This is a genomic window from Stenotrophomonas sp. GW821-FHT09E08 (genome assembly GCF_059416125.1).
Map to the genome: position 1 here is coordinate 247,814 of NZ_JBWKOO010000005.1, position 10,601 is coordinate 258,414.

Consider the following 10,601-nt stretch of genomic DNA (forward strand, 5'->3'; position numbering starts at 1 on the left):
TTAACCCCTCACGCTACGCCTCCGCCTGTGATGGCCCAGCAGACAGCGCGTCCACAGGCTATCGTTCCATCGATAAAACCTCAACCCAAGTTGATGTATGGAATTACGTACGGATATGCAGGCAAAACGCCGCCGTATGTTCTACGAAGCATTCAACTTGGCCGTATTGATCAATGGTTTTGACCATCTCGAAATCAAATGTGGGTGAATCGCGGCGACAATGGGAAACGCTTCCAGTTTCTTTGACACATTCATTCCAATCTGGCGTTTCCCCAGCCCTTCCAGATACCGCCTCCGACGCGTCGCAGCGTGTCCACGCAGGTATCGATCGGAAATGCATCTGCATTGCAGAGCGCATGGGTCAGGTGCTGCCAGTGTCCACCTCCAATGCAAGTGCCGAGCAATGTCCCGATACTTCACCTTTGCCGATTACCGCCGCTTCGGCCACCGCCACGGCTTCGACTACCGCGCCGATCCGGAACACCTGCGCGATGACCAGTGGGCCGGCCACGGCGAGGTCAACGAACAGTTCCTGCGCGGTGGCATGAGCCTGATCGCCTCCGACGTCCATAATCGTTTCCCGTATGTGGCAACCGCCCAGCAGAGTCCCGGCCTGGCCATCCGCGTGATGTTGCAGGGCCAGGTCGATGTACGTGTTCCGCGCCGCCCCGGATTTACCCTGCGCGCCGGCACCGCCATGACTGCCCACCACCGCGAGCAGGTCGAAATGACCGGTGCACATCCGGGTGAGACACGAATGCGCGGGGTCAGCGTCATGGTGCCGGCCAAGATCGATCCGGACCTGTTCCAGCTGCCGCAGCTGGAGACTGCGCTCAGCACTCACCTGGAGTGCCGTCATTGGGCGATTCCGCACACCCTGTTGCCGGTGCTGGGACAGTTGTTCGACAGCCCCTGGCAGGACGGCATCGACGCGTTGTGGCGCGAAGGCGTGGCCCTGCAGCTGCTGGCCGTTGGCCTGCAAGCCGAAGATCTGCAGACCGACCAGGTGCGCGCATTGCGCGCGGGCCAGCGCGAGCGACTGGAACGCGTACGCGCCTACCTGCATGACGATCCGAGCCACACCCACAGCCTTGTCGAACTGGCCCAGCTGGCCTGCATGAGCCCGAGCTCGCTGCGCCGCCACTTTGCCCAGCAATATGGCTGCTCGGTGTTCGACTACCTGCACGAGCAGCGCATGCGCCACGCCGAACAAGGCCTGCGCGAGGACGGTTGGACCGTCGAGCAGGCTGCGGCCGCCAGTGGTTACCGCCACCCCAGCAACTTCGCTGCCGCGTTCCGCAAGCGTTTCGGACTGGTACCCAGCCGCTGGCGCACCGGTCCGTCGAAGGTAGGCTGAAGGCCCGTGCCCTGGCAGGTGTCGACCTTGGTCGACACGCTTTCACACCACCGCGGATGCCGGCCAGCGGCCGGCCCTACCGCAGCCGCCAGGCATCGCGCACCCGGCGTACCTCATCAACCTCAATACACCGGCAGATCGATGTAGCTCGCCTGCGCCGCGCTGTGCCAGACCCGCTGCGTGGCCTTCTGGTAATCGCCCGGCTTGGCCAGGTAGATGTTCGGCACGTAGGTCTGCGGATTGCGGTCATACAGCGGGAACAGGCTGGACTGCACCTGCACCATCACCCGGTGCCCCTTCTGGAAGGTGTGGTTGGCATTGGGCAGGTCGAAGCGATACGGCAGCACTTCGTTGGCGGCCAGCGGCTTCGGATCGCTGAAGCTCTCGCGGTAGCGGCCGCGGAAGATCGCCAGCGACACCGGCAGCTCGTAACCGCCCATCTCCGGCGTCGACGCTTCCTGGTCCGGATACACGTCGATCAGCTTCACCACCCAGTCGCTGTCGGTGCCACTGGTCGACGCCTGCAGATGCACCACCGGTGCGCCACCGATGCGCAGCGGCGCGGTCAGCGGTTCGGTGATGAAGGTCAGCACGTCCGGGCGGCCATCGACGAAACGCTGATCCTTGACCAGCCAGGTGGTCCACATGTCACGGTCACCGAAACGCACCGGACGCGGCACGAACGGCACCGGCTTGGCCGGGTCGGACACGTATTCCTCGAAGTCACCCTCGCCCGCCGCCGGCGCCTGGAACGCCAGCTTGCCGCCGGCACGCAGGTACAGCGGCTTGCTGCTGGCGGCACAGCCCTTGTCGCAGCTGCGCGGCCAACCCTTGAGGCGATCCCAATGGTTCTCGCCAGTGTTGTAGATCAGCACCGGCGGCGTATCGGCCTTTGGCGCGCCATCCACCAGGTACTGGTCGAAGAACGGCTTGAGCACATCGCGGCGGAACTGCAGCGCGGTATCGCCATCGAACTTCAGCGCACCCAGCTCGTTGCCGCTATAGTTCACCTGGCTGTGCCGCCACGGGCCCATCACCAGGTAGTTGCGGTTGTTGCCGCTGTCGCGTCCTTCCATTGCCTGGTAGGCGTGGTTGGCACCCCACATGTCTTCCTGGTCCCACAGGCCCTGCAGCCACATGGTCGGCACCTTCAACGGAGTCTTCGCCATCACCGCGTCCAGCGCCTGGCCCTGCCAGAAGCCATCGTAGGCCGGGTGCTCGACCAGCTTCTTCCACCAGGTCAGCTGGTCCACGCCGGTGAAACGCGCGTAGTCCCCCGCCGAACCGATGCGCAGGAAGGTGCTGTAGTCGTCGTAGCCGAGACTGGGCAACGGCGTGCCCTTGCCGCGCTTCTCGGTCTGCATCGCGAAGTAGTTGAAGTTGACCTGGCGGAACGCGCCGTAGTTGAGCCAGTCATCGCCCATCCAGCCATCGACCATCGGGCTCTGCGGCGCAGCCACCTTCAGCGCCGGGTGCGGGTCGGTCAGCGCCATCACCACGGTGAAGCCCTCGTACGACGAGCCGAGCATGCCGACCTTGCCATTGCTCTCCGGCACGTTCTTCACCAGCCAGTCGATGGTGTCCCAGGCATCGGTGGAGTGGTCCACCTTGGTGTTGTTCAACGGCCCGCGCAGCGGCCGGGTCATCACGTAATCGCCTTCGGAGCCGTACTTGCCACGGATGTCCTGGAACACGCGGATATAGCCGCCGTCGACGAACACCTCGTCGCCCTGCGGCAGCAGGTCGCGCATGCGCGGCGAATCACTGCGGCTGGCGCGACCGGCAGCGTCGTAGGGCGTGCGGGTGAGCAGGATTGGCGCATTGCGCGCACCCTTGGGCACCACGATCACCGTATACAGCTTGGTGCCGTCACGCATCGGCACCATCACCACGCGCTTGTCGTAGTCACGACCGACATCGGGGGCAACGAAGGGCTTGCCGCTGATGTCCGGGGTCATCGGCGGGGTTTCGGTGGCCAGCACAGTGCTGGACAGGCAAAGGGCAATGGCTACAGCGACGGCACGCACACGCATGGACAACCCCTCCCGGCAGGAAAGCCTCAAGCCTACTCCTGCCCTGCGCCGTGAAGTGTGGGCGGGCTTTGCATTCTGCGGTGGATACGGGCAGGACTGATGGCACATGTGCCGCTCACTGCCGCTGCGCTCGCCGGGCATGGCCTGGCGCTACCCATCGCGCGGGTCATAGGGTAGCGCCGGGCCATGCCCGGCGGATCCATCAACCTGCTTGAACCTCATGCAGCGCCAGCCAGCGCCAGCGCCCTGCTTCCTGCAGAAGCACCGCCAGCGACTCCCGCCATGCGGGTTTGCCGCCATCGATCGAATGCCCTTCGCGATAGCGCAGCACCGCCAGCGGCGAAGGCGCATCCACCGCCTGCACGGCTTCGATGGAAATCTGCAGCCCTGGACGCGCGCCATGGCCGCCCGCGAACAGTGCCTGCACGGCATTCCGGTCCAGCCTGCGACCCGCGATGCCGACCATGCTGAAGTCCGCGCAGAAATGCGCCATCAGATCCTCCAGCGCGTCGGTGCCGGCGTCGGCACGGAACCAGGTCTGCAGCTTGTCGTGCAGGAGGTGGACTTCTTGTTCTGCGGTGGCAGCCATCAGGTGTTCTCCGGTTGTGAAAGAGTGAGCAACTGCGGTCGGCGCAGCAGCGCCATCGGCAACAGTGTCAGTACCGCGGCCAGACCCAGCGCCACGCCGGTGGCGTGGGACGGCAGCCATTGCATGGCCAGTGCCAGCAGCAGCGCAATGGCGGCAGTACCGAGGCAGAAGCTGAGCTGGCGATTGAGATTCCAGAGGGCACTTGCGTCACCCAGCGCCTCACCCTCCACACCATGGAAGGCCAGCGTCTGCGCCGTACTGCTGCACAGGCTGCCGCCGGCACCCATCAGCGCGAACAGCAGCCCGGCCAAGGCGACGTGCGGCTGCGGCAGCAGCGCCATCAACAGCAGGCCGCTGGCCTGCAGGACCATACCTGCACGCAACACCCTGGCTGCGCCGAAACGGGCCAGCAGGCGCTTGCTGGCTGTGATCGCAATGGCCGAGGCCAGCGCCCACGGCAGCATCAACCCACCGATGCGTGCCGCGCTGTAACCCGCCTGGTGCAGCTGCAGGGTGCTGACCAGCTGGCTGCCGATGAACACACCGGGTACGGCCAGATAGACCAGCATCGCCAGCCGCAGCCCGGGATGGGGCAGCAGCGACCAGCGCAGCAGTGGCTGCGCCTGCCTGCGTGCGTGGCGCAGGTGGGCCGCCGCCAGCAGCAATGCGATCAGCAGCAGTACGGCACCCGCGGCCCGATGGCCGGGTTCGCCCAGCCAGGTCAGCGCCAGCAGCAGCGCGCCCAGCGCCAGCATCGCGGTGGACAGCGCATAGGCCTGCAGGCGAGGTGCGCTACGCGCGTCATCGGCCGGCATCCACGCCAGCACCAGCCCGATTGCCGCCACCGCCAGCGGCAGGCTGGCCCACAGCACACCGCGCCAGGACAACCACTGCACCAGCAGCCCACCGAGCGCGGGCGCCAGTGCCGGCACCAGCAGCGCCACCAGCAGGATGCGGCGGGTCAGCGCGCCACGTTGGTCGGGCGTGCAGTGCCGGTACGCTGCCGCCTGTGCCACCGGAATCAGCAGGCCACCGGCCAGGCCCTGCAGCAGCCTCCACCCGAGCAGCCAGCCGATATCCGGCGCAGCCCCGGCCAATACGGCGGAGGCAGCGAACAGCAGCAACGCCGCCAGCAGCAAGCGGCGTTCACCACAGCGCGCGGCCAGCCAGGGCGCCAGCGGAATCACCACGCTCAGGCCCAGCATGTAGGCGGTGCCCACCCAGGCAAGCGTGCCGATGTCGGCGTGCAGCTCCGCTGCCAGCGCCGGATAGGCCACCGTGGCGATGAACATGTTGACCAGATCCAGGGCGAACACCAGCAGGAAGATCGCCTCATGGCGCAGGCGGGGGGACGGCATCGGTGGCGCTCCAGCAGGGAAGCGGCCAGCATGCCGCCAGTGCTTTGTTGTAAAAACACGACGGCAGCTGCAACACTGTCAAACCTGTTTTGACAATGGATCACCATGGTCAGCCTCGATCGCTTCGATATCTTCCGTGCCGTGGTCGAGGCCGGCAGCCTGACCGCCGCCGCCGACCGCCTGGGCCTGAGCCGCGCAGTGGTCAGCTTCAACCTGAAGCGGCTGGAACAGGAGCTGGGCGTGACCCTGTTGCTGCGCAGTACGCGCCACCTGGCCCTGACCGAGGCCGGCGAACAGTTCCTCCAACACTGCGTGCAGGCGCTGGATGCCGCGCAGGCGGCGATCGATGCCGCGCGCCGCGACCAGCACCAGCTGCAGGGCGTGCTGCGCCTGACCACTACGCCGGAGTACGCCCAGCTACGCTTGATTCCTGCGTTGGAGGCGTTCCGTGCGCGGCATCCGGCCCTGCAGCTGCACCTGTCGACCTCACCGGCACCGGCCGACCTGATTCCCGAACGCTTCGACCTGGCGATCCGCCTCGGCCGCCTGCCGGACTCAGGGCTGCATGCCAGCGAACTGGAACGCCATCCACTATCCGCGGTGGCGGCTCCGTCCCTGCTGGCCCGCCTGTCCTCTGTCGATGCTGCCGACGACCCCGTGCAGCTGGGCACCCTGCCCCGGCTCGGCTATCCGCGCCTGGCCGACGTGCCGGTGGTCGCGCCCGACGGCAGCGACGCACTGTTTGCCACCAACCCGGGCAATGCGGTGGTGCGCGTGGATGGCGCCAGCAGCCTGCGCGCCTTCGCCGTGGCCGGTGCCGGCGTCACCGTGCTGCCACGCTGGTTGATCGAGGACGATCTGGCCCAGGACCGGCTGCGTCCGGTGCTGCGTCAGCATCGATTCCCGCTGCAGAGCGTGTACGCGGTCTACCCACACAGCACGCAGCCCTCGCCGAAGGTGCGGCAGCTGATCGACTTCCTGCGCGGGTGGTTTGTCACCTGAAAAAAGGGGACGGAGGGGATTAAGTCGTTTATGCATAAACGACTTAATCCCCTCCGTCCCCTTTTTCTTTGCATGGCCCCTTGCGGGGCCATGCCTTCAAGCTTCAGCGCAGCACCTGCTCCAGCAGCTGCACGTCCACGCTCTGCAGCGGTTCGGCGGCGTTGCGCGACAGCTGCACCTGGTAGGTGCCGCCATCGATCTTCCACTGGCGGGCCTGTGCATCGTAGTGGGCCAGGGTCTTCGGCTCGGCTTCGATGCGGATGCGGCGCTGTTCGCCCGGCTGCAGCTGCACCTTGTCATAGCCAATCAGTCGGATCGGCGTGGTGCTGCCGGCCGGCAGCTTCAGGTACAGCTGGGCCACGTCGGCACCGGCGCGCTTGCCGGTGTTGCGGATGTCGACGCTGGCGACCAGGCGCGAGCCTTCCACGCTCACCTTCAGGTTTTCATAGGCGAACGAGGTGTAGGACAGGCCGTGGCCGAACGCGAAGGTCGGGGTCAGGCCCTTGGCCGCCATCCACTTGTAGCCGACGTTGGCACCTTCGATATCGAAATCGAACACATCACCGAACGGCTTGGCCGGCTTGAAGCCGAGGCCGTCGATGTGCGGGCGCGGCAACTGCGATTCATCCGTCACCCAGGTCACCGGCAGGCGGCCGGACGGATTGACCTGGCCGGTCAGCAGTGCGGCAATGCCTTCGCCACCGCGGATACCCGGGTACCAGGCCTGCAGCATCGCCGGCACCTGCGCCAGCCACGGCGTGCGCACCGGGCCGTTGGTTTCCAGCACCAGCACGGTCTTCGGGTTGGCCTTGGCCACCGCCGAGATCAGTGCATCCTGGTTGTCCGGCAGCTGCATGTCCGGCAGATCCACCGATTCGGCGGCCCACTGGGTGGCGAACACGATGGCCACGTCGGCCTGCGCAGCAGCCTTGGCCGCAGCGGCGGCATTGGTGCCGTCCACATACTCGATGGTCGCGTCCGGACGCGCCGCACGCAGCGATTCCAGCGGCGAGGACGGGTGGAAGATCACCGGGCCCGGCCAGGTGGTCGGCAGCACGCCCGGCACCGCGTTGGTGCCCTTGGCGGTCACGCCCACCATCGACGAACCACCGCCACCGATCACGCCCTTGTCGGCGTGGCCGCCGATGATGACGATGCGCTTCACGCTGTCGGCCAGCGGCAGCAGGTTGCCTTCATTGCGCAGCAGCACGCTGCCTTCTTCCACCGTGCGCTGGGCGACGGCGAAGCCAGCCTCGGCGTCCACCTTCTGGTGCTGCGGCGGGGTGTCGAAGTTGCCGTGCAGGAACATCGTGCGCAGGATGCGCGCCACCATGTCGTTCAGGCGCTCCATCGGCACCACGCCACCGTGCACGGCCAGGCGCAGCGGTTCGTCGAAGAACACGGCCGCGTCGAACACTTCACCGGCCGACTGCTGGTCCAGGCCGGCCAGCGCCGCCTTCGAACCGCTGTGTACGCCGCCCCAGTCGGACATCACGAAACCGGGGAACTTCCATTCCTGCTTCAGCACCTGGTTCATCAGGTAGCCGTTCTCGCAGCCGTAGGTGCCGTTGATCTTGTTGTACGAGCACATCGCCACGCCCGGTCGCCCGGCTTCCAGCGCGATCTCGAAGGCCAGCAGGTCCGACTCGTGCATGGCCTGTTCGCCGATGCGTACGTCGTGGAAGTTGCGGCGGGTCTCCATGTCGTTCAGCGCGAAATGCTTCATCGACGAGATCACGTGCTGGCTCTGCACGCCCTGGATCAGCGCGCCGACCATCGAGCCGGCCAGCAGCGGATCTTCACCGGCATATTCGAAGTTGCGGCCGTTGCGCGGGTCGCGCTGCAGGTTGACGCTGCCGGACAGCAGGATGTTGAAGCGCTGCTGCCACGCTTCGCGGCCCATGGTTGCACCACCGGCAAAGGCAACCGCACGGTTCCAGGTGGAGGCGGTGGACGGGCCCGACGGCATTGCCGTGGCGAAATCACCCGGGCGGATGCCACCCGGATTGGTCACGCCGACGCCAGCATCGGCCGACTGCTGCGACGGAATGCCCAGGCGCGCTACTTCCGGCACGAAGCCGGCCGAACCCACCGCACCTTCCGGCAGCTTGCCGCCATCCTTGCCCAGCCCGAAGTAGCTGTGCAGCATCTGGAACTTCTCGTCTTCGGTCATCACCTTCAGCAGCAGCGCAGCGCGCGCGTCGGCGGTGAGCGCAGTGTCCATCCATGGCCGTTCACCCCCCTTGTCTGCGGCATAGGCCAGGGTCAGCAACGTGGCACGCAGGGCGCTGCCTTCCACCTTGAACGGCACGCTGCTGGCGCCTTGGAAACCATCGCTGAAGTAGCTGGCATCGGCCTCCAACGCGACACGCGCCGGATCGAAGCCTGCGGCCTTGGCCGATTCACCGGCCACCGCGCCGAGCAGCACCGCCGGTGCGCCCAGCCGCGAACGCGTGACCAGTGCCGGAAGCTGTGCGGCGCCTGCACCAGCATCGGTGTAGACGGCTACGGTGTGGCGGCCATCGTCCAGGCGCAGGTAGTTCAGGCCCGGCTGGTCGGGACCGGATTCGGCCGCGATCGGCAGCCGGGTCAGTACCGCCTGCCCGTGCTGGGTCTGGCCGTCATCCTTGCCGGTGGAAATGAAGCGGTACTCATAGCCCAGCCCATCGGCCAACAGCTGCAGCGGATCGACCTGGCCGATGCCACGCTGCACCTGGCGCACGCTCACCGCGTCCACCTGCAGGGTCTTCAGCTGGGCGGCCAGGGCCGGCATCGCCTCGGCGGTCGGGGCCTGTTCCAGGGTCAACACAGTGAACGCGGCTGGGTCGGCCCAGGCCGGGGCGGCCAGTGCGGCAGACAGGGCCAGGGACAGTGCAAGCGGCTTTGTAAACGTTTTCATCGGCAGGCGTAATTCCGTTGCCAAGGCAATCGGTCCAGGGAAAGTGCCGCCGAAGGGTGCAGCGTTCATGCCGCGCAGGGGTTGCCAGGCAACGTCCCGCAGGCCGAAGGACGGGCCGGTCTGCGCCTGGGACCCTCCTCCCGGCGTGACAACCTGCCTGTCCGGGCCGCGCAGGGCGACCCAATCATGTGAAGATTGTGCGAGGGCGTTCACACCTGTCAACAGGACCTAAGTCACAGGGCGACCGCGACGGTCGGTTATCAGGCCATCACCGGCAGTCATCAGCGCGCCGCGCGGGGCTGCCGATAATGGGTTGTCACCGGCCCTGAACCCCGCCCATGAACATACACCGCGACTTCGATCACCTCTGGCGCGACCGCTGTGATACCTCCAGCCAGCGCAGTCCCCGCGTGCTGATCCGGGTATTCGTTGCCCCGGGCGAGCTGGAGCGCAGCGTGGCCTTCTACGAGCAGCTGCAGGGCGTGGTGGCCGATGCGGGCTTTCCGTTTCCCGATGCCGGCCTGCGCCTGGCGATGGTCGGTGCATTCCTGCTGATCGAAGGGTGCGATGAGGCGCTGGCGCCGTTCACTTCGACCACGGGGACGCTGCTGGTCGACGACGTTCGGCCCTATCACGACAAGCTGGTGGCGGCCGGCGCCGAGATCATCTTCCCGTTGCAGGTGGTGCCCACCGGGGCGGCATTCAACGCGGTGCATCCTGATGGCACCGTGGTCGAGTACGTGCATCACCGGCCCGACCCGCACGGGCGGTGAGGGTACGCACGGCCGGGCTGCGCCCGGCACCCGCAGAGGCAACGGCCGAAGCAACAGCAGAAGCGAAAGCTGGGCTCCTGTGGGGTGGCGGAGTGGGTCCGGTTGCGGGGGACGGCGCAAGTACATCCATGTAGCCTCGGTCGCGCCATCCATGGCGCTCACGCCCCCGCAACCGGACCCACCCCGCCTTCGACAATTCCCTGCACAGCCTGCTGTAGCAACTGTCTTGTCAGGCGGGGGCCATCTGGGCCTCCGCATCCCTTTTGCGGGCGTTGAGGATCACCAGCATCTTGCGCATCACCGCGACCAAAGCCACCTTGCCCTGCTTGACGAGGGATTCAAAAAATTCCTTGAGCCGAGGCTCATAGCGTTTGGCCGTCAGCGCCGCCATGTAGAGCGCTTCGCGTACAACGGCGCGGCCACCGCTGATGCTCCGTCTCCCTTTCCAGGTGCCGCTTTCGCGGTTCATGGGGGCAACCCCTACCAAGGCCGAGATGGCTTTCCCGCTGAGCCTGCCCAGCTCCGGGAGCTCGCAGGCCAGGGTTGCCATCAACACCGGGCCGGCACCTTTGAGCTTGGCAAAGTCACGC

The 10,601-nt window shown here is 66.6% G+C and carries 8 protein-coding genes; 3 read left to right on the top strand and 5 right to left on the bottom strand.

Going from position 1 to position 10,601, the window contains the following annotated elements; genetic code table 11:
- The first annotated feature begins 403 nt into the window (after positions 1 to 403).
- Positions 404 to 1,357 carry a helix-turn-helix transcriptional regulator gene (locus tag AC07M7_RS09555; RefSeq protein ID WP_046986516.1) on the top strand — a complete coding sequence of 318 codons (954 nt, stop codon included), beginning with the start codon at positions 404 to 406 and terminating at the stop codon, positions 1,355 to 1,357.
- Positions 1,358 to 1,479: 122 nt separating this feature from the next.
- Here the strand turns inward: AC07M7_RS09555 and AC07M7_RS09560 are convergent, their stop codons facing one another.
- From AC07M7_RS09560 to AC07M7_RS09570, 3 genes are all read right to left on the bottom strand, one after another.
- Positions 1,480 to 3,390, bottom strand: a complete 1,911-nt coding sequence (locus AC07M7_RS09560; RefSeq protein ID WP_495207258.1) for a CocE/NonD family hydrolase — start codon at positions 3,388 to 3,390, stop codon at positions 1,480 to 1,482.
- A gap of 202 nt (positions 3,391 to 3,592) precedes the next feature.
- Complete coding sequence (locus tag AC07M7_RS09565; RefSeq protein ID WP_495207259.1) at positions 3,593 to 3,979, bottom strand: DUF4440 domain-containing protein; 387 nt, start codon at positions 3,977 to 3,979, stop codon at positions 3,593 to 3,595.
- A complete protein-coding gene (locus AC07M7_RS09570) occupies positions 3,979 to 5,337 on the bottom strand; it encodes an MFS transporter (protein ID WP_495207260.1) in 1,359 nt (452 codons plus the stop codon). Before AC07M7_RS09570 ends, AC07M7_RS09565 begins: the two co-directional genes overlap by 1 nt.
- A gap of 105 nt (positions 5,338 to 5,442) precedes the next feature.
- Between AC07M7_RS09570 and AC07M7_RS09575 the strand changes: the two genes are divergently transcribed.
- Positions 5,443 to 6,339 (top strand): LysR family transcriptional regulator, encoded by an 897-nt coding sequence (locus tag AC07M7_RS09575; RefSeq protein ID WP_428710210.1) that lies wholly within the window; start codon positions 5,443 to 5,445, stop codon positions 6,337 to 6,339.
- A gap of 103 nt (positions 6,340 to 6,442) precedes the next feature.
- Here AC07M7_RS09575 and AC07M7_RS09580 read toward each other — a convergent pair whose 3' ends face one another.
- Positions 6,443 to 9,238, bottom strand: a complete 2,796-nt coding sequence (locus tag AC07M7_RS09580) for a beta-glucosidase family protein (protein ID WP_495207261.1) — start codon at positions 9,236 to 9,238, stop codon at positions 6,443 to 6,445.
- Between the two features lie 338 nt (positions 9,239 to 9,576).
- Here AC07M7_RS09580 and AC07M7_RS09585 point away from each other — a divergent pair, with 338 nt between their 5' ends.
- On the top strand, positions 9,577 to 10,011 hold the full coding sequence (locus tag AC07M7_RS09585) for a VOC family protein (RefSeq protein ID WP_014037567.1): 435 nt from the start codon (positions 9,577 to 9,579) through the stop codon (positions 10,009 to 10,011).
- A gap of 229 nt (positions 10,012 to 10,240) precedes the next feature.
- Here AC07M7_RS09585 and AC07M7_RS09590 read toward each other — a convergent pair.
- Positions 10,241 to 10,601 (bottom strand): transposase (locus AC07M7_RS09590; RefSeq protein ID WP_495207262.1); only part of this gene is annotated, 361 nt, incomplete at its 5' end.

What these genes read in the sequence shown, in the direction of transcription:
- AC07M7_RS09555 (WP_046986516.1), top strand. Translation starts at nt 404, where the DNA reads ATGTCCCGATACTTCACCTTTGCCGATTACCGCCGCTTCGGCCACCGC.
- AC07M7_RS09560 (WP_495207258.1), bottom strand. Translation starts at nt 3,390, where the DNA reads ATGCGTGTGCGTGCCGTCGCTGTAGCCATTGCCCTTTGCCTGTCCAGC.
- AC07M7_RS09565 (WP_495207259.1), bottom strand. Translation starts at nt 3,979, where the DNA reads ATGGCTGCCACCGCAGAACAAGAAGTCCACCTCCTGCACGACAAGCTG.
- AC07M7_RS09570 (WP_495207260.1), bottom strand. Translation starts at nt 5,337, where the DNA reads ATGCCGTCCCCCCGCCTGCGCCATGAGGCGATCTTCCTGCTGGTGTTC.
- AC07M7_RS09575 (WP_428710210.1), top strand. Translation starts at nt 5,443, where the DNA reads ATGGTCAGCCTCGATCGCTTCGATATCTTCCGTGCCGTGGTCGAGGCC.
- AC07M7_RS09580 (WP_495207261.1), bottom strand. Translation starts at nt 9,238, where the DNA reads ATGAAAACGTTTACAAAGCCGCTTGCACTGTCCCTGGCCCTGTCTGCC.
- AC07M7_RS09585 (WP_014037567.1), top strand. Translation starts at nt 9,577, where the DNA reads ATGAACATACACCGCGACTTCGATCACCTCTGGCGCGACCGCTGTGAT.